We start from the raw sequence: 19,000 nt of genomic DNA, 5'->3' as shown, positions 1-19,000 counted from the left end.
GCTCAACCCCGTTCGAAGCTCACCTTGCGCTTGTCCACGTCCACCGCGGTCAGCCGGATGGTCACCCGCGCGCCGTCGGTGAACCCCTCGCCGGTGCACTTGGCGAGCACCGGCGGGTCCTCCAGCAGCACCTCCGCCCGCGCCTCCTCGGCCCGCAGCACCACCGCGCCGAAGGTCTCGCCGATGCGGTCGGCCAGGATCCACGCCTCGACCTGGTCCACGCAGGCGCGTTCGACCTTGGCCGCCAGCGTGTCCGACGCGCTCATCAGCTCGGGCAGCCGGTCCAGCGCCGCCCGCACCCACTCCGGCACCGGCCGGTCCGCGGTCACCGCCAGGCAGACCTCGGTGGCGAACCGGTCGACCAGGCGCCGGATCGGCGCGGTGACGTGCGCGTACGGGCCGCCGATGCCGGCGTGGGTGAGGCCGTCGGGCGCACCGCCGTCGAAGGCGGTGTACCCGGCGCCGCGCAGCAGGCGGGTGGCGTCGGCGTAGAGCGCCAGCGATTCCGGCTGCCCGGGGTCCAGTGCGGACAGCAGTTCGGCGACCCCGGCCTCGGCGGGCCAGTCGATGCCCAGCGCACGGGCCGAGCGGCGCAGCCAGTCGACCGCGTCCGGCTCGGCCTCGGGCAGCGTCCGCAGCACACCGGTGCCGGCGTCGAGCATGATCTTGGCCGCGCTCATGCCGGTGAGCAGGGAGATCTCCGCGTTCCAGGCGTCGACGTCGGTGCGGGGACGGCGCATCAGCCGCCAGTTCCCGTTCTCGTCGGCGTTGATCTCCTGCTCGGGCAGTTGCAGCTCCAGCGCGCCGCGGTGCACGGCCAGCTCGCGGCGCAGGCGCCCCAGTTCGGGCAGGGCGGCGATGGACGGGTGCACGCGGCCGGTGTCGGCGGCGGCCTGCACGGTCTCGTAGTCGAACTGCTCGGTGGACCGGACCAGCGCGCGTCGGACGTGCACCGACCGGGGGTCACCGTCGGCGTCGGTGTCGATGGTCCAGAGCACGGCGCGCCGGGTTTCCCCTGGTAGCAGGCTCGCGGCCCCCTCGGAGAGCACCGGCGGGTGCAGCGGCACGTTGCCGTCGGGCAGGTAGAGCGTCTGACCGCGGCGCCGCGCCTCCCGGTCGATCGGGCCGCCGGGCGCGACGAAGGCGGCCAGATCGGCGATCGCGTAGTGCACGCGGAAGCCCCCGGCCCGGCGTTCCACCAGCAACGCCTGGTCGAGGTCCTTCGCGCCGGGCGGATCGATGGTGACCAGCGGCAACCCGGTGGCGTCCTCGCGGTCGCCGTCCTGCGGCAGCGGGTCCATCACCGCGGCCTCGGCCTCGGCGAGCACGTCGGCGCCGAAGCCGTCGGGCAGCGCGAACTCGGTGCGCAACCGGCCGAAGTCACCATCGGCCGGGTGCGGGCGGATCACTGCGGGGGCCACCAGACGACCCTAACCCGAATCGTGCCTGTTCCGGGGGGTCGAGCGGGTGCTAGTCCTCGTCCCATGCCCGGTCCGCGGCGTCCGCGGCCCTGGTGCGTTCGCGGGCGATCTCCAGCGCGCGCCGGGCGGTCGCCTCGTCCGGATAGGGGCCGAGCAGGTCCACCGAACGGGCGCGCTCGAGGTGCTCCACCTCGTTGGTCCGGGTGTTGTAGTACCAGCCGGGGTCTGGGTTCGGATCCTTCGCCATGGGTTCGAGCCTGGCACCTCGGCGGCGCTCGCGCGACCCGTGCGCTGGTCTAGACCACTTGACAAGTGTTCCATTGGTCTAGTCCAATTCGGAGTGACCTGCGTCACCAGCCTTCGGGAGGCTCCGGATGAGACGACTGTTCACCGCCCTGCTGCCGATGCTCGCACTGCTCCTGGTCACCCCGGGCACGGCGGCGGCCGCGCTCCCCAAGCACGTGCTGGTCGGTTACCTCCACGCCAGCTTCGCCAACGGCTCCGGCTACGTCCGGATGCAGGACGTGCCGGACGAATGGGACATCATCAACCTCGCCTTCGCCGAGCCGACCTCGGTCACCTCTGGTGACCTGCGGTTCTCCCTGTGCCCGGCGGCGGAGTGCCCCAACGTGGAGAGCGAAGCCGAGTTCACCCAGGCGATCAGGGCCAAGCAGGCGCAGGGCAAGAAGGTGCTGATCTCCATCGGCGGCCAGAACGGCCAGGTGCAGCTGAGCACCACGGCCGCGCGCGACCGGTTCGTCAGCTCGGTCTCGGCGATCATCGACAAGTACGGCCTCGACGGGCTGGACATCGACTTCGAAGGCCATTCGCTCTCGCTCAACACCGGTGACCGGACACTGGCGAACCCGACCACCCCGGTGATCGTCAACCTGATCTCGGCGTTGAAGACGCTGAAAGCGCGTTACGGAGCCGCCTTCGTGCTGACGATGGCGCCGGAGACGTTCTTCGTGCAGCTGGGCTACCAGTTCTACGGCAGCGGCAAGTGGGGCGGCGCCGACCCGCGGGCGGCGGCGTACCTGCCGGTGATCCACGCGATGCGGGACAGCCTGACGCTGCTGCACGTCCAGGACTACAACTCCGGGCCGATCATGGGGCTGGACAACCAGTACCACACGATGGGCGTCGCCGACTTCCACACCGCGATGACCGACATGGTGCTGGCCGGTTTCCCGATCGAAGGCGACCCGAAGAACCCGTTCCCGCCGCTGCGGCAGGACCAGGTCGCCTTCGGGTTGCCGGCGAACAGCTACGCCGGCAACGGGTTCACCCCGGTGGCCGAGGTGCACAAGTCGCTGGACTGCCTGATGAAGGCGCAGAACTGCGGCGCGTACAAGCCGCGCGGGGTCTACCCGAACCTGCGCGGGCTGATGTCCTGGTCGATCAACTGGGACAAGTTCACCGGCCAGGAGTTCTCGAAGGCGCACCGGGCGAAGCTGCCGCGATGAGCTACTTCCGGTAGCGGTAGGGGATTTCGGTGGGGTCGCCGCTGGGGCCGAACCCGGTCTCCTGCGGCGGCTCCGACGAAGAAGCCGCCGATGCCGAGTCGGGCAGCTCGTCGAACCAGCCGCGATCGCCGAGCGGCAGGCCGCGGGGCGGGGTGTCGGTGTCGTCGGGATCGGCCTGGGCCGACGGCACGGCGAACGGCTCGTCGAGTTCGGAAACCGGCCTCGCCGTCGCCGGTGGCACCACGGGCAGCTGACCTGAGGTCGACAGGGCGTTCTCGCCGGGTGCCAACGGCGGATTCACGATTCGCTGGGGTGCCGGTTGCGTCGTGTTGACGGACGGCTGCTGGACCGGCTGCTGCGCTGGTCCGGCGCCGGTGGGCGGCTGCTGCTGAGCCACACCAGTGGGCTGCTCCGGGGCCGTGGGCGCTGCCGGTGGCGGGCTGACGTGTGCGGGCTGGGCCGGGTGCTCGGCAGCAGGCCGCACCGGCGCCTCGGCGGCTGGCGCCTGCGACTGGGCAGCTGGTGCCTGCGGCTCGGCGCCGATGGCGGCGGTGAGCGGCGAATCGGCAACGCTCGGAACACGAGCGGGCGGTTCGGCCACCGGCACCGCCGAACCGGCAGCGGGCGGCTCGGCCACCGGCACCGCCGAACCGGCAGCGGATGGCTCGGCCACCGGCACCGCCGAACCGGCAGGGGGCGGCTCGGCGACCGGCACCGCCGAACCGGCAGCGGGTGATTCGGCCACCGGCACCCCCGAACCGGCAGCGGGCGGCTCAGCGACCGGCACCCCCGGGCTGGTGGCCACAGGCGACTGAGCGGCAGGTGGTTCGGCCACCGGCGCCGAGGCCCCGGCGGCGGCAGGTGCTGGGGTCTCGGGTGCGCTCGGCACCGGCGGAGCAGCAACCGGAACCTGCGCGGCCGGCACGAGCGGCTCGGGAGTCGAAGGAGCCGGCGCACCCGCCACCGAAGCCGGCGAACCGGCAACAGGCGTCCCGATCGCCGCGGCCAGTGGGGAATCCGCCGCAGCCGGTGGAGGGGCGGCCACGTTCCTCGGCGGTTCGGGTACCGGCAACGGCGGAGCCGCCGGTGCCTCCGAAGACGTCGGCACGGTCCGCCACACCGGCGCGGGCGGCAGGTTCATCGGCACCGGGGTGCGCTTTTCCGCCGGGGCCTCCTGGCGCGGCGGGGCCGGCGGGCGCTGCCGCACGATCGGGTCCAGGGTGGCGACCAGCACGGTGGTGTTCTCCGGGTTCTCCACCCGCCTGCCGCTGCGCTCCCGGTAGACCATCTCCCCGTCGTAGTCGATTTCGACCAGGTAGCCCGCTTCGGCGAGTTGCTCCTCGTCCAGGTCGACCAGGCGCTCGTACCGCGACGGCGTCACCCGGTAGATCGGCCACGACAGCCCCCGGTGCGCGCCGTGGAACTGCGAGAGCAGCTCGGCCAGTTGCTGCTGCCACGGCAACGACATGCCTTCGGCCAGCGACCGCGGCAGCACCACGTAACCCTCGTCGACCCCGGGCCAGCCGCGGTCCAGGAAGTCCGCCAGCGGCGTGCTCGAGGCGGGCGGGCCACCGCGGCGCGGCATCGGCGGCCCGAACATGTTCCTCGGGTCCTCCGGGGCGTCCTTCTTCTTGCCGCGCTTGCCGAACTTCTTCGCCACCAACTGACTCCTCAAACTCCCGGCCGGACCGCCTGCGCGACCAGTTCGCCCTCGTCCCAGGAGACCTTCCTGGTGTGCACCGGCACGCCGCTCTGCTGCGCCTCCACCATCTTCCCATCCCCCAGGTACATCGCCACGTGGTGAATGGTCTTCGGGTTCGACGGGTCGTAGGCCCAGAACAGCAGGTCACCGGGCTGCGCCTGCTCCACCGGCAACATCGCACCCGCCTTGTACTGGTCCCGCGAAACCCTCGGCAGGGTGACGCCCGCCGCCTCGTACGCCCGCAGCATCAAGCCGGAGCAGTCGTACGAGTTCGGGCCGGTGGCGCCCCAGACGTACGGCTTTCCCTGCTCTCCCAAGGCGAATTCGATCGCCTTGGCGGCGGTCTGGCTGGGCGGCAGCACCGCGCCGGTGCCCTCGCCGCAGCCCGCGGCGTCGACCACTTCGCCGACGTTCTCCACCAGGTGCACGGCCATCGGTTCCCACTTGTGGTACCGGTCCGGGAAACCGGAGCGCTCCACCGCCTGCGCGGCGTCGCCGGGCCGCATGGTCTCCCAGCCCTTCACCCCGAGCAGCACGTCGTAGAACTTGTTGACCTGGTACGGCGGATCGGTCACCTGCGCGACCGTGCCCCAGCCCATCGACGGCCGCATCTGGAAGATGCCCAGCGAGTCCCGGTCGCCGTAGTTCAGGTTGCGCAGCCCCGATTCGGTCATGCCCGCCTGGATCGCGATCTGCCACGCCCGCGGCGAAAGCTGCCGCTGCTTGCCGATGGTGATGATCAGCGTGACGATCTGCAGCTGCTCGTCCTTGAGGTTCGCCGCGTCCGTGGCGCCCTTGCCCTGCTGCCCCGGCTGCGTCGGGCCGACCGCCGCGTCGCAGCTGAGGTTGACCACGCCACCGAGCGCCTGCTCCTGCTGGTTCTCCACCACCACCGCGACCGTGCCGGTGGTCACCACCGCGGCGAACAGCACCGTCACCAGCACCCCGGCCAGCACGCCGATCTTCACGGCTCAGCCCGCCTGGTCGAGCGCCGATACCCGCCAGCCGACGTTCGTGCTGACCACGGTGATGGACAGTTTCGGCCCGTCGGTCGGCACTTCGGCCTCCAGTGAGCTGGTCAGCGAATTGATCGGCACCGGGGTGCCGGTGACCCGGGTGGCCGGGATGTTCGCCGGGTCCACTGTGGACATTGTGGGCAGGAACTCGTCGGTGCTGTAGGGCTTGAGCCCGGCCAGCCACTGCTCATTCGTGATGCCCTGCGGGTGGTTGACCCAGGCCGCGGCGAACTGCTCGGCCACGCGCATGGCGTCGCCGTTGGGGGCGGCCGAGGTCGGCGACTCGCGCGGCTGGGACAACCGCGTCGGCAGCGGGCCGGTCGACCGCTGGGACGCGGGCGCGGCCTTGCCGTCGTCCGGGTTCACCGAGATCTGCCCGGCCCGCCCGGTGCGTTCGTTCCCGCCACCGGCCAGCTTCGGCACCAGGATGCCCGCCGCGACCAGCAGCACGGCGAGCACCACCAGGGTGATGGTCAGGTGGGTGGTCGACCGCAGCGGCCAGCCCCACAGCCTGCGGTACACCGCGGCGCGGCCGCGGTTCGTTCGGATCGGCATCGCGTCAACCCCTCACGGCACGATCGGTGTCACGGAGGTCCTCTCGCACCTCGAGCCCGCGCGAGGGGCGGTAGATCACGTGCACCGGCCTGCCACCCACCACTTCCGCGTCGACCCGGCGGGGCGCCGGGCGGGGTGCGGGCACGGCCGGCGTGGAAACCGGTGGTGCGTAGGCGGCTTCCGGCTGCGGCCCGGCACCCGGGGTCATCCGCGACGGGATCACCACCGGTTCCGGGTCGTCACCGCGGTCCCAGCCGCGGTCGAACACCGGCGAGGTGTCCACCCGGCGGCTGGCCGGTTGCGGCAGCTGGTTGCCCGGCAGGTTCCCGCCGGGCACGAACCCGCCGAACACCGGCGTGCCACCGGCTCCGGCGGGCAGTTCGGCGTGGCCGCCGCCCGGCAGCGCACCGGGGATGGCCCCGGACCACGCCGCCGCGGGGCGGGTGGCCAGGTTCGCGTTGTCCAGCCGCTGGGCGGTGGCGAACACGGTCGCCTCCGGGCGGAACCGGCCGCCACCGGCCGTCGCGCCGATCGGGCCGCGTGCGTCGGTGCCGGTGGTCTCGTCGGTGTCGCGGACGTTCTGCCAGAACTCGTCCTGCGGACTGGGTTCGCCGTTGTTCTTGCGGAAGCGGGAGAACAGCCCGCCACGCGGGGAGGGCACGGCCGAGCCGACCATGCTCACCGACATCTCCACCATCTGCCACAACCGCCGCGCCGGGCGGCCGACCAGGAACAGCAGGATGGTGACCAGCCCGGCCATCGCCATCTGCACCAGCATCGACAGCGAGTTGCCCGCGTCGAAGATCGCCTGCAGCAGCAGCGCGTGCACGCCGGCCAGCACCGAGAGCACGATCAGGTTGAACGCCACCGCCCCGAGCACCCGCGCCACGCGGCGGAGGATGTCGTGGTGCAGGATCGCCACCAGCCCGATCAGCGGCGCGGTCAGCGTGAACAACCGCAGGATCACCTGCGCCAGCAGCACCGCCGCCTTCGCGAAGAGCTGGAACAGCGAATACACCAGGCTCTGCAGGAACGCCAGGAACCCGGCCCCGGTCCGGCTGCCGTCCTCACCGGTGAAGTACCCGGTCGCCGGGCCGAGCTGGGTGGAGATGTTCTTGAACTCGCCCTTCTTGGCGTCGACCACGGCCTGGTCGGCGTCCTGGTCGTTGTTCATCTGCGTCCAGGTGAACGCCTGCGCGTCCAGCAGCGGCCTGCCGAACTGCTCGGCCTGCTCGGCGTCCGGCGCGCCGAACTCGCCACGCAGCCAGTTGTCGTAGATGACGCGGTTGTGCAGGTTGGTGGGCAGCACCTCGTGCGCGATGGTGTCCGCGTCGTTGGCGTCGACGAACCCGGCCTGGATGCTGCTCGTGGTCTTGACGATCGCGTCGTCGATCGGGTCCAGGTAGCGCAGCAGCGCCAGCGAAGAAGCCGCCAGCCACACGCCACCCAGTGCGAACAACGCGCGTTTGCTCACCGTGGACAGGTCGCCGCGCCAGATGTTGCGGAACATCATGATCGCCAGCACCAGCGCGGCGAGACCGAACAACTGCGCGTAGATGTTGTTGTAGACCTTCTCCGCGCCGGACTTCACCGCGTTGTAGATCGGGCTGAGCAGCCCGTCCTCCATCACCGTGTAGTGCAGCGAGTTGGTCGCGCCGACGATGTTCTTGGCGATGTTGAACAGCTGGTTGCCGCCCCAGGTGTCGATCGTGGAGTTGGGGTCGGTCAGCCCGGACATCGGGCCGCAGTTGGTCTCGAAGACGTGCCAGACCATGCCGGCGTAGCTGTAGTCGAGGTAGGCGCTGCCGTCCAGGCCGTGCTGGCGCGGCGGGTCGATCGCGCCGACCATGCCGGAGCCGGGGCGTTCCGGGTTGGGGGCGGCCCCGCATTCGGCGGCCATCGCCTGCGGGGCGGTGACCACGGCCTGGATGCCGAGGATGGCCACCACCATCAGCATGGCGGCCCGCTTGCGCCGCACCGGTGACGGTTCCCGCCGCCTGCGCCCGCGCAGGAAGTGCCAAGCTCCCGCCGCGGCCAGGAGCACCAGAACGGTGGTCATGCCCGGTCACCGCCGGGCGCCGGCCTGTGCCCGCGGCGGGCCGTGACCGCCGCTGCCCGGACCCCGCTCATGCCGCGTCCCGGCCCGGTCCACCCGGGGAGCCGGCCGAAGCCCGCACACCGCCACCGCCGTCCGGCCCCCGGCCGTTGCCGTTCCCGCCACCGTCACCGCCGGGCGCCTGCCCACCCGGCACCGGTTCGGACAGCACCTGCTCCTCGGTCAAGCCGACCTCCAGCTCCGCCGCGAGTTCGAAGTCCGACTCCGCGTAGGTCGCGGCGTCGTCGTCCGGGGGCACCGGGACGTGGCGGGGCTCCGGTTCCGGAGCGGGTTCGGGCCGGACCAGCCCGGTGGCTTCCTTCGAACCCGGCGTGGTGTCCATCGCGTTGCGCAGGTGCTCCAGGTGCGGCCCGGAGAAGTCCACCCGGATCCGCTCCACGCCACCGGCGCCGTCGCCGAAGATGAACTGCCGCGGCTCCCGGTCGCGTTCGGTGTCGCGGTGGGCGCCGGGGCGGCGGCCGAGCGCGGCCACCACCTGTTCGTAGCCGACGCCGACCGGCACCTTGAGCAGGCGCAGCGCGTCCGCCTGGGCGTCGTCGTCGTCGAGCCGTCCGACGAAAACGGAGTCGAGCAGGGCCACGAAGCCCTGGATGCGCAGGAAGTCCGCCGGGATCTGCGAGGACAGCAGCACCCGGACGTTCCACTTGCGCGAGTCACGGGCGAAGCGGTTCATCAGCACCCGCCCGGTCGGCACCTCGGAGAGGAAGAACGCCTCGTCGATCCAGACGCCCTTGCGCTGCTCCTTCGGCCGCTCGTACACCGACCGCTGGGTCAGCCAGGCGGCCAGGTTCAGCATCTCCACGCCGAGCGCCTCGGCGTCGGTCCAGTGCTCGCGGCCGACGCCGTCCTTCGGCAGGGTCAGCCCGGCCATGGTGAGCACGGTCATCCGGTCGTCGCGGGTCTCCGAGTACGGGTCCGCGTTCTCCTCCGGGATGAGCAGCGACATGCGCTCACGCATCTCGTCGAGGAAGTCGGCCACCACCACGGCGTGCTCGTGGTGCTCGCTGGAGTCGCGGCGCAGCGCGTCGATCACCTGGCCGGGGTCGGCGTCGAACCGGCCGCCGACCGCGCGGACCGCCCGCAGCAGCACGATCCGGCTCTGCGGCATCCGGGACACCTCGTACGGCAGCACCCCGGTGAGCACGTCCAGCACCAGCCGCCGCCGGGTGGCCCCGGCCAGCGCCTTCTCCCGGCGCCACGAGCGCTCGGGGTCGTCCTCGTCCATGAAGTGCTCGAGCAACGGCTCGGCCACCACGCGGTACGGGTTGAGGATGCCGGGTTCGGCGTTGAGCAGGTTGATCGGCCGCGCGTACGGGCGGATCTCCGGCAGGTCGCACAGGCGCGACAGCGGGCCGGACGGGTCGAGGATGGTCCAGTGCGCCCCGGCGCGCAGGGTCTTGTAGACGATCCCGCCGCCGAGGAAGGACTTGCCGCCACCGAGGCCGGCCACCATCGCGGTCAGCCCGGAACCGTCGCGGATCTCCTGCGCCATCCACGGGTCCCAGGCCACCGGGCGCCGGGTCGCGGTGCAGGTCTCCCCGAGCAGGATGCCGCGGCGGTCGCCCACCTCGGCGGTCGCGGTCGGCACCGCGGCGGCGGCCCAGACCACCGAACCGCGCCGGGTGTAGGCACCGGAGGCCAGCGGCTCGCCGGGGATGAACTCCCTGGCCATCGCGTACTGGGCCTCGGGGTGCTCGATGGCGATCTTCGGCTTGTACAGGTCGAGCAGCTGCTGGGCCAGGCGCAGGGCGTCGCGCTCGGTCGGGCCGGACACCGCGAGGCGCCACCACGACCGCACGCGGGTGGCCAGCGCGGTGAAGCCCGAGGTCATCTCGTCGTCGATCTCCAGCACCCGCGACGCCTGGCGCGCCAGCGACTGCGGCGGCTCCAGCTCGTGCTCGTCGGTGTAGTGCTTGACCTGCGAGCGGACCTTGTTCATCTGGCGCTGGAGCTCACCGGCGACCTCTTCGGGGCGCCGGACGTAGATCCGCGCGGACCACTCCACCGACGCGGGCAGCCGGTCGGCGTGCTGCACCCACGGGTCGTCGACCTCGGGGATCTGCAGGCCGTGCATCTGCCCGACGGTCAGCACCGCCACGTGCCGGGTGACCCCGGCGTTCGAGCCGGTGCGCCCGCGGACGGTGACCGTCGGGGCGTACGGGTCGGCGTGGAAGTCGGCGGCGTCGGTGAAGCTGGCCAGATCCTCCGGCTCCCAGGCGGCCCCCGGCACGGCGGGCATGTTCCGCGGCGCGGGCAGGCCCAGCGAGCACGACCGGTGCATCAGCCACGACATCTCGTCGGCGTGCGCCGGCCTGCCCTCCAGCCCGGCCGAGCCGAGCACCTGGTCGAGGTGCTCGACCTCGGAGTCCAGCGCCATCAGCTCGGCGTCCACGGCCTCGGGCAGGATCTTGCGCAGCAGCGGCGCGGCCCGCTCCACCGCCCGGTCCACCGCGCGGCGGGTCTGCACCTGGACGCCGAGGTAGACCTCCTTCTCCGCCATCGACCGGCCCATCAGCTGCTGCTGCTCGCCGATCAGGTAGTCGTCGAAGGAGAGCGCGCCGGGCACGTCCTTCGGCCGCCCGACCGCGTTGTGCACGTGCGCCTCGGCCCACATCCGGATCGGGTACGGCCGGTTGGTCACCCGCAGGTGCAGCCAGCGGCCCGCCAGCTCGGCGTACTGCCCGGCGATGGCCGCGATCAGGTCGCGGCGCTGCGAGTCCGAGCGGAACGACCAGCGCTGCGGCGCCAGCCGGTACCAGGCGTAGACCTCGTGCCCGGTGCGCAGCAGGTGCCCGTCGATGCTGCGCGCGGCGATCGACGGGGTGTACGAAGGCACCGCCTGCTCGCCGGGCAGTCTGCGGCCCCGCCTGCCGCCACCACCCTGTTTGGGCTGGACGGGGCGCTGGTCCCGCTTACCTCGGCTACCGCCGCGACCGGACAACGACTACCTCCCCGTCGCGGCGTGGGTGCCGCCGCGACGCGCTCGGGTGCTGCTGGCTCGTCCGCGAGCACCCCGGGGCCGGGGTCGTTCGGTCCGCACCCGGACCTTGCTCGCGCTGACCGCGCCACCGGTGCCGGTGGAACGCTCACGTGGGGTGTTCAGCTCCCGCACCCACATGGTGAGAACGGCGCTGAGGGGGCGCTCGTGGCTGATCTTGGCCGTGATCAGCCGGGTGATCACGATGGTGGCGACGAACGCCCACGCTGTCGAGAAGAAGCCGAAGCCGAAGCCGATCTGGCGTTCGATCGTCAGCACGACGAGGAACACCGGAATACCGACCGCCCAGGCCACGTAACGCGCCCGCCAGGGGAAAGTCGCCTTCGGCGGGCCGAGCCAGACGGCGTCGACGCGGTAGACCTCGTCGTCGGTTCGGATGCGCACGGGTGCCTCAGCCCGTGAACAAGCCGGCGATCCATTCGCCGACGTCCACGCCGAGGCCGCTGACCGCGAGGCCGATGATCGCCAGCGCGATCACCACCCCGGCCAGGCGCCGCATCACACCGGCGTTGTCACCCTTGCCACCACCCAGCCAGAGCAGCAGCAGTGCGACGGCCAGCAGGACTAGTGGGATGATGTTGTCGATCATCCAGTCGCGCACACCCTTGGTGCCCAGTTCGCCATCCTGGGCCAGGGCCGCGAGGGTCATGGTGGTCATCGCTTAACTCCTGAGTACAGCGGGACGGCCCGCTGCGATTGCCGAACGTGCCGAACCTACTACTGTGCGCCAGAACATGATGGCGGCGCGAGACGGGGTGGGTCAAAGGGCGTTCCACGCAAAAGCCCGTGCCGAGCCCGCTTCCGCACCACGCGGGCGTGGACCACTCTCACCGATATCCATCCCCTCCATCATCGTTGCCGGGGCGTCCAGGATTAACCCAGTCCACCCGGATTTCCTAGTGTGCGAAGCGACTCACTCACACGCGAGGTTTTCGGCTACTCCGAGTGGCCGAGCTATGTGATGGATCACGCCGGGAACAGTGTGGCATGCCCCGTTCGGTCCCCTCTGCGGCCTCCGTCGTGTGAACCCGCTTCACCGGGACTTCACATTTGCGGGCTCACCCGTTCGAACAGGGAGAACGCGCGGGGCGCCACTGTTCTACGCCACTTCCCTTCACTTTCGGTCATCCACTGCTCTTCTCGGTGATCTTGCTCCGGCCGCTCATCAGCGACGATGAGTTTATAACGGCAGAGTAACGAACAGGCGTCGTTTTCGTCCACCGCGCGCGGAGTGCCCGTATCCCCGGTCGGCGCCCCCCAGGACCACCCCACGCCGAACAAGAGGTGACACAGTCGATGGCCCGAGACAGCCACGCGGGACGGCATCGCGTCTCCCGGAAAGCGAAACTGACCACCGGCGGCATCGGCCTCGCGGTGCTCACCGCCGGGGCTCTGGTCGTCGGCACCACGACCGGCACACCCCCGTCCGCCAGCGCCGACAACCCCGGCCTGAGCCAGTTCGTCGACATCACCACCGTCGAGCCGAACGTCAACGAGCCCGAGGCGCAGGACGACGCGTCCACCGGCACCTTCACCGTGGACTGCGGCCGCAACGAGAACGGGCACTTCAACCCGGACAACTTCATCGCCCAGCCCGGCGTCCGGAACGGGGCCCAGCACCTGCACGACTACGTCGGCAACCTGTCCACCGACGCCGACTCGGACGACCAGAGCCTGCAGGCGGCCGGGACCACCTGCGCCAACGGCGACAAGTCCGCCTACTTCTGGCCGGTCGTCCGCATCGACACCGAAGGCGACGGGGAAGCCGAGCAGCAGCAGGACAACGCAGAGGAGGGCCAGCGGGGCGGCCAGGACCAGGGCGGCGAAGAAGGTGGCCAGCAGGACGAACCCCTGCCCCCGCAGGACGAAAACGGGGAACTGCCGGGGAACGAGGGTGAGATCCAGCGTCCGGCGGTCGTCGACCTCACCTTCCGCGGCAGCCCGGTGACCGGGGTCGAGGCGATGCCGAAGTTCCTGCGGGTGCTCTACGGCGACGCGAAGGTGTCGGCGAACGGGCCCGCCAACGCCCGCGAATCGTGGACCTGCACCGGCTTCGAGGACCGGGTGCGCATCGGCGAGTACACGATCTGCCCCGAGGGCAGCGACGTGGTGCGCGTGCACGACTTCCCGAGTTGCTGGGACGGGCAGCACACCGACAGCGCGAACCACCGCGACCACATCGTCTACCCCGACGAGAACGGGCAGTGCGCAGACGGCTTCACCGCCGTGCCGCAGCTCCGGATCAGCCTGACCTACGAGATCCCGCGCGAGGTCCAGCTCGCCGGACAGTACAAAGTGGACGCTTTTCCGGAAGAGGACCACAACCCCCGCTCCGACCACGACGACTTCGCCAACGTGATGTCGAACGCGATCATGAACCGGGTCGTGGACTGCATCAACTCCGGCCGCACCTGCAACGAGTAGGAGGGAGGACCCGCCAGGAACCACTTCGCACGAGCACTCCGTTACCGGTGAAGGCCACCGCGGCGTCCCCCCGACTCGGCCGCGGTGGCCTTCCCGCACGTCCGGGGCTACGAAGCCTTTTCCGAGCCGGTGCCGAAGATCTCGGCGGGGAAGGCGCCGTTCGCCACCGCCGCCCGGCTCAGCCGGCGCGCCAGCTCGTGCAGCCGGTCCGCCTTGTCGCCGCCGGCGCGGAGCCAGGGCGCGGCCGAGGAGAAGTTCGTGGTGTCTTCGATGCCGTCCCGCACCTCCTGACCCCGTGCGGTCAGGCCGCCCTCGGTGTCGAGGATGCCTTCGGTGCGCAGGTAGTCGGCGGCGGCCTCCCACTGCTCGTCCGACCAGCCCCGGCTCTTCTTCGCCGCCGGCTCCACGAAGCCCTTGCCGGTGGCGGTGTGCGTGACCAGCGCGGTCAGCCCGTTCATCCCGGCTCCCACCAGCGCCGCGATGTGGTTGTCACCGCGGAACTCGCGCAGCAGCGAAGCCGCGTGCCACAGCACCAGCAGCGGTTCGCTGGGCCACTCCAGGTCGGCGTGCGCCGCGTACAGCGGGCGCCCTTCCGGCAGGCACCCGTCGGCGACCTCCCGCGCCAGTTCGGCGGCCTCGCGGACCACCTCCGAGGACGCCAGGTCCCCCAGCAACCGGCTCAACGCGGCCTCCGCGGCGGCGAAGCGGGCGTCGAGCACGGCGTGCGGCTCGGCCAGCGTCCACGCCCGCGGGATGAACCGCGCGACCAGCTCCGGGTTGAAGTTGAAGAAGGTGGCGGCCACCGTTCCCGGGCCGACCGCGCCCATCGGCGCCGACCGGCTGGCGAAGTACCCCATCCGGCCCGGCCGCAGCCCCACCCCGGTGAAGCGTTCCTCCGCCTCGGGGGCGAAGTAGATCATCGCGTGGAGCGGTTCGAGCACGCGATGGCAGCGGTACGCGATTTCCTTGGCCTCGGCGAGTTCCATGCGAGCGAGGCTACCGCCGACCCGCGGAAAAGAGGACGAGCTGGCATGTAAGCCGGATCCTGTCCCCACGACCCCGGCGGACCGGGACCGCGGTGGGCGGCCATCCATCTCGGCCTGCCGTCGCCGGCAGGCTCCAGCGGCCTACCCGCAGGCATCGGGCGGGCCGCCCTCGATCGCCTGCGCAGGAGCGCTCGCGCTCCCTCTTGGCCTTGCTCCGGGTGGGGTTTACCGAGCCGTCCCGGTCACCCGGGACGCTGGTGGTCTCTTACACCACCGTTTCACCCTTACCCAGCCGCGAACGACTGGGCGGTCTGTTCTCTGTGGCACTGTCCCGCGGGTCACCCCGGGTTGCCGTTAGCAACCACCCTGCCCTGCGGAGTCCGGACTTTCCTCGAAACCCGCCCCCGGGGGAACGGGTCACGCGACCGCCCTGCCAGCTCGTCCAGCGCACCAGGGTACTCAACCGCCGCCGGCCGCTGCGCGCTGCCCGTCCGGGCGCACGGCGAACCACTGGCCTTCGCGCCCGTGCCCGTTGCGGTCACCGGCCAGCCGGTCGCCGGCGAACCGGTAGAGCGGCCGCCCGGCGAGGGTGACCTGCCAGCTGCCGTCGGCCCGCCGCACCGTGCCCACCAGTTCGGGGGCGATGCCCTCGACGGTGGCCTGCCGCTCGGTCAGCACCGGCGGCCAGGTCCTGGCGCACCCGTCGTCGCAGGACGACCGCGACGGCCCGGTCCGGTCCTTCTCGAAGCGGTAGAGCACCGAACCGTTCCCGTCGGTCACCGTCGTGCCGCGCGCGACCAGCTGCACCGCCTTGCCCGAACCGGCGGGCGGCAGCGGCATGGTCGGCTCGGCCGCGGTTTCCGGGGCGCGGACACCCTCGTCCAGCTCGGCCAGGTCGCCCGCGCTCGGATCGTCCGACGCCAGCACCGGCGGTTTCACCAGCGCGGCCGAGGTCTCCGAAGGGGACACGGTGGCCGCCGGGGCCGCGACCTCCGCGCCGCCGTCGGTGCCCCACCAGTTGACCAGGCCGACCACCAGCAGCGCCCCGGCCGCGCCCGTGGCGACCTTGCCCGCGGTGGTGGCCAGCCCGGCCCGCCTGCCGAGTTCACCGAGGTCGCGCAGCCAGAGCACGGTGGCGCGGCGCAGGTCACCGACCCCCCGGCGGGCGGCCCGCCAGGACCCGGCACCCCGTGGCCGCTGATCGGCGCCATGTCGAGCCGCCACTGCGTCGTCCCCCTCCTACCGGCCGGCGAGGATCCTGGCCCGGTTCAGCTCGCCGGTGGTGATCCGGTCCGGCACCTCCAGCTCACCCGGCACCGGGCACTGCCGTTCCAGGTCGGCCGCCCAGGCCAGCACGGCCGACGGGCTGTTCATGCCGACCACGCCGAGCAGGCGGCCGTCCCGGACGTACCCGGTCACGGTCCGGCCGCCTCCGGCGGGTGGACTGAGCGCCACCGTGTCGGTGCCGAGCTTCGGCACCCCGGCGGCCTGGATGCGGACCCCGTGCTGTTCGGACCAGAACCGCGGCATCGGCGTGAACGGCTTGGCCGCGGCCGGTCCGGCGAGCAGGTTCTCCGCGGCGGCGCGGCCCATCTCGATGGCGTTGAGCCAGTGCTCCACGCGCCGCGGCACCGCGTCGAAGCGCAGGTTCGGCCACTGCGCCACGTCCCCGGCGGCGACCACGTCGTCCGCGCCGATGACGTGGCAGGTGGACTCGCAGACCACGCCGTCGGAGATCCGGAGCCCGGCACCGCGCAACCACGACACCGCCGGCACCGTGCCGACCGCGGCCACCACGCAGGACGCCACGAGCATCTGCCCGTCGGACAGCCGGATGCCCATGCCGGTGCGCCCCGGCAGCCAGTCCTGGATCGAGGCCCCCAGCGCCAGCCGGACGCCGTGGTCGCGGTGCAGCTGGGTCAGCCGCTCGCCGAGGTCCTCGCCGAGCACGTTGCCCATCAGGTTCTTCGACCGCCCGATCAGGGTCACCTCGCGGTCCATCTCACGCAGGCTGGAGGCGATCTCGCAGCCGGTGAACCCGCCGCCGATCACCGCGACCGGGCCGCGGGTGCCCGCCAGGTTCTGCTGCAGCCGCTGCGCGTCGGACAGCGTGCGCAGCACCACCACCCGGGGGTGCCCGTGCGGGGTGTTCGCCGCCCGCCTGGGTTCCACGCCGGTGGCGATGATCAGGCCGTCGTAGGTCATCTGCTCACCGCCGGGCAGGTGCAGCACCCGGCGCCGCGGTTGCAGGTGCAGCGCGGTGGTGTCGAGCCGCCACACCGCGCCGAGTTCCTGGTACTGCTGCAACCGCAGGTCGGCCGCGCTCATCGCGCCGCTGAGGAAGCCCTTGGACAACGCGGGCCGGTGGTAGGGCCGCAGCGGCTCGCTGCCGATCAGCACGATCTCCCCGTCGAAGGCCAGTTCACGCAGGCGTTCGGCGGCACGCAGCCCGGCCAGGCCGGCGCCGACGACGACGATGCGCTCGGCCGGCTGTCTCGCTCTCATCACTGATCGACCCCCTGGAGCTGGATGGCGCGCATCGGGCAGGACCGGGCGGCGGCCTGCGCCTGGTCGTTCTGCGCGTTGTCGGGATTGCGGGTGTAGCGCAGGCGCCCGTCTTCGCGGAGCTGGAAGACGTCGGGGGCTTCCTGCTGGCAGATGCCGTAGCGGCGGCAGCGCTGGTTGTCCACGCTGACCCGCATCACCACGGCCCTGCCCGGTTTCGACGGGCCGACCGGCGGGGCGTCGAGCAGGCCGATGCGCACCAGGTGCTTCGGGGGCATCAGCCGCAGCACGCCGAGCGTGAGCGCCGGGGCCAGCAGCGTGATGCCGCCCAGCCACAGCAGGCCGAGGTGCCCGTTGGCGGCGGCGCCGAACCACGCGTGCACCACGGTCATCGCCACCGCCGGATAGGCCAGCTGGTGGAACCGCAGCCAGTTCAGGTACTTCACCGTGCGGTGCAGCCCGGCGGTGAGCGCGATGGCGACCATCAGCTCGAGGCCGAGGATGCCGAGCGCGTGCCGCGCCAGGCCGCCATCGGCGAACGGGACGAGGACCTTGCTCAGCCCGAAGTCGATGTCGTCGAGGAACGGGAACGCGGCGGCGTGCGTGATCCCGGTGGCGATGGTGAACGAGGCCAGCATCTGGTGACCGCCGCGCAGGGCGTGGTGGCCGCTGAGGCGGCGCACCCAGCCGGTGGCGGTGAGCACGCCCCAGCACAGCGTCAGGCACATCGTGACGTAGGACAGCCTGGCGGACAGGGCCGCCATCTCGCGGACACCGGCGTCGTGCGGGGAAACGGCCTGCAGGAGCAGGGGGTCGGGCATGGAAGTTCGTGCCTCCGGGATCAGTGGTGGGGAGCCCGCTAGTCGGTCGCGTGGCGGGAGCCGCGGCGGTAGGCGCCGAACCAGCGCACCAGGCCGAGCGTGGCGGCGATGGCGGCCAGTCCGGCCAGCACCCCGAGCAGCACGCTGCCGATGCCCAGCTCGTCGCCTTCGGCGGCGGTTCCGGCCAGCGACCGGCTGCTCCCGGCCACGCCGGCGGGCTGGCCCTGCGCGGCGGCGGGGGTGGCGGACCGGGCGGGCGCGGTGGTCAGCGAATCGGCGCGGGCCAGGCCGGTGCTCTCGAGCAGGGTCATGTGGCGCATCACCGCGTTCACCGCTTTCTGCGCGAAGGAGCGGACCGCGTCGTTCTTGGTGGTCGCGCGCACGGTGGCCACCAGCGGGAAGACGGTGCCGTGCGCGGCGCGGGCGAGGTTGACGTAGGTGCGGTCGGCGTCGGCCCCGGCCTTGCCGGAGATCTCGTCCATCCAGCCCCGCTGCTGCGCGGTCGGCTGGCTGGGCAGGCTGACGCCCACTTCGGCGGCGGTCTTCTGCACCTCGCCGTCGAGCACCGCGTGCTCCTCGGACAGGTGCTTGCCGACGTCCTTGACCTTGGTGTTGGTGGAGCGCTCCGACATCAGCTGGCTGATCGGGCCCTCCCACAGCCCGGCCAGCCGCACCTTGACCAGGATCTCTTCGTCGGACGGGCTCAGTTCCGCCTGCGCGGCGGCCGGGGCGGCACCGCACAGCAGGCAGAGCGTCAGGCTCGCGGCGAGCAGGGACAGCAGCCGGCGCAGGCCGGGGGGTACCGCGGGGTGGGCCATCGCATGCCCCTTCGGGGGAAAGGTTTTTCGAGCTCTTCGGGGGATTCACCAGTGGTACGGCAGTGGCCAGCACCCGGTTCGGTCCACAGTTCAGAAAATGGTGTGATCTGGATCACATCTTGGTTACGCTGCGTTCCTGTCGAGAATACGGACGTGAACCTGGTTCACTTCC

Annotated in this window: 16 protein-coding genes and 1 other RNA gene; 2 read left to right on the top strand and 15 right to left on the bottom strand. The window is 71.9% G+C overall.

From position 1 onward, the window contains the following. Nucleotides 1-2 precede the first annotated feature (2 nt). Nucleotides 3-1,409, bottom strand: coding sequence for an RNB domain-containing ribonuclease (locus AC07EG_RS02295; protein ID WP_478251233.1), 1,407 nt, complete (start codon nt 1,407-1,409; stop codon nt 3-5). A 61-nt stretch (nt 1,410-1,470) separates the two neighbouring features. Next, on the bottom strand, nt 1,471-1,668 hold the full coding sequence (locus AC07EG_RS02290; RefSeq protein WP_478251125.1) for a hypothetical protein: 198 nt from the start codon (nt 1,666-1,668) through the stop codon (nt 1,471-1,473). A 127-nt stretch (nt 1,669-1,795) separates the two neighbouring features. Between AC07EG_RS02290 and AC07EG_RS02285 the strand changes: the two genes are divergently transcribed. After that, complete coding sequence (locus tag AC07EG_RS02285) at nt 1,796-2,887, top strand: chitinase (RefSeq protein WP_478251124.1); 1,092 nt, start codon at nt 1,796-1,798, stop codon at nt 2,885-2,887. 1 nt (nt 2,888) lies between these two features. Here the strand turns inward: AC07EG_RS02285 and AC07EG_RS02280 are convergent, their stop codons facing one another. From AC07EG_RS02280 to AC07EG_RS02250, 7 genes are all read right to left on the bottom strand, one after another. Beyond that, entirely contained in the window at nt 2,889-4,547 is a 1,659-nt protein-coding gene (locus tag AC07EG_RS02280) for a hypothetical protein (protein ID WP_478251123.1), read from the bottom strand. A gap of 11 nt (nt 4,548-4,558) precedes the next feature. Continuing rightward, a complete protein-coding gene (locus tag AC07EG_RS02275) occupies nt 4,559-5,557 on the bottom strand; it encodes a C40 family peptidase (RefSeq protein ID WP_478251122.1) in 999 nt (332 codons plus the stop codon). A 3-nt stretch (nt 5,558-5,560) separates the two neighbouring features. Beyond that, nucleotides 5,561-6,160, bottom strand: coding sequence for a hypothetical protein (locus tag AC07EG_RS02270; protein ID WP_478251121.1), 600 nt, complete (start codon nt 6,158-6,160; stop codon nt 5,561-5,563). A 4-nt stretch (nt 6,161-6,164) separates the two neighbouring features. Further along, nucleotides 6,165-8,219, bottom strand: coding sequence for a magnesium transporter (locus AC07EG_RS02265; RefSeq protein WP_478251120.1), 2,055 nt, complete (start codon nt 8,217-8,219; stop codon nt 6,165-6,167). A gap of 67 nt (nt 8,220-8,286) precedes the next feature. Beyond that, entirely contained in the window at nt 8,287-11,217 is a 2,931-nt protein-coding gene (locus tag AC07EG_RS02260) for an ATP-binding protein (protein ID WP_478251119.1), read from the bottom strand. A gap of 3 nt (nt 11,218-11,220) precedes the next feature. Further along, entirely contained in the window at nt 11,221-11,658 is a 438-nt protein-coding gene (locus tag AC07EG_RS02255; protein ID WP_478251118.1) for a hypothetical protein, read from the bottom strand. Between the two features lie 7 nt (nt 11,659-11,665). Continuing rightward, on the bottom strand, nt 11,666-11,932 hold the full coding sequence (locus AC07EG_RS02250; RefSeq protein WP_113696269.1) for a hypothetical protein: 267 nt from the start codon (nt 11,930-11,932) through the stop codon (nt 11,666-11,668). Between the two features lie 638 nt (nt 11,933-12,570). Here AC07EG_RS02250 and AC07EG_RS02245 point away from each other — a divergent pair. Further along, nucleotides 12,571-13,698, top strand: coding sequence for a DUF1996 domain-containing protein (locus tag AC07EG_RS02245; protein ID WP_478251117.1), 1,128 nt, complete (start codon nt 12,571-12,573; stop codon nt 13,696-13,698). Nucleotides 13,699-13,805: 107 nt separating this feature from the next. Here the strand turns inward: AC07EG_RS02245 and AC07EG_RS02240 are convergent, their stop codons facing one another. The 6 genes from AC07EG_RS02240 to AC07EG_RS02215 form a co-directional block, all read right to left on the bottom strand. Then, nucleotides 13,806-14,684: an SCO6745 family protein gene (locus tag AC07EG_RS02240; RefSeq protein WP_478251116.1), complete on the bottom strand. Its 879-nt coding sequence runs from the start codon at nt 14,682-14,684 to the stop codon at nt 13,806-13,808. Between the two features lie 32 nt (nt 14,685-14,716). Further along, nucleotides 14,717-15,125, bottom strand: an RNA gene (gene rnpB, locus AC07EG_RS02235) — RNase P RNA component class A. Nucleotides 15,126-15,143: 18 nt separating this feature from the next. Next, nucleotides 15,144-15,908: a COG4315 family predicted lipoprotein gene (locus AC07EG_RS02230; protein WP_478251115.1), complete on the bottom strand. Its 765-nt coding sequence runs from the start codon at nt 15,906-15,908 to the stop codon at nt 15,144-15,146. Nucleotides 15,909-15,923: 15 nt separating this feature from the next. After that, nucleotides 15,924-17,189 carry an NAD(P)/FAD-dependent oxidoreductase gene (locus AC07EG_RS02225; RefSeq protein WP_478251114.1) on the bottom strand — a complete coding sequence of 422 codons (1,266 nt, stop codon included), beginning with the start codon at nt 17,187-17,189 and terminating at the stop codon, nt 15,924-15,926. Beyond that, complete coding sequence (locus AC07EG_RS02220; protein WP_478251113.1) at nt 17,189-18,010, bottom strand: 4Fe-4S domain-containing protein; 822 nt, start codon at nt 18,008-18,010, stop codon at nt 17,189-17,191. The genes AC07EG_RS02225 and AC07EG_RS02220 overlap by 1 nt, the downstream gene beginning before the upstream one ends. Before the next feature lie 38 nt (nt 18,011-18,048). Then, nucleotides 18,049-18,828: a DUF4142 domain-containing protein gene (locus tag AC07EG_RS02215; protein WP_478251112.1), complete on the bottom strand. Its 780-nt coding sequence runs from the start codon at nt 18,826-18,828 to the stop codon at nt 18,049-18,051. Nucleotides 18,829-19,000 lie beyond the last annotated feature (172 nt).

Source organism: Amycolatopsis sp. NPDC045836 (assembly GCF_056431745.1).
This window is presented reverse-complemented; position numbering and strand designations above follow the sequence as displayed.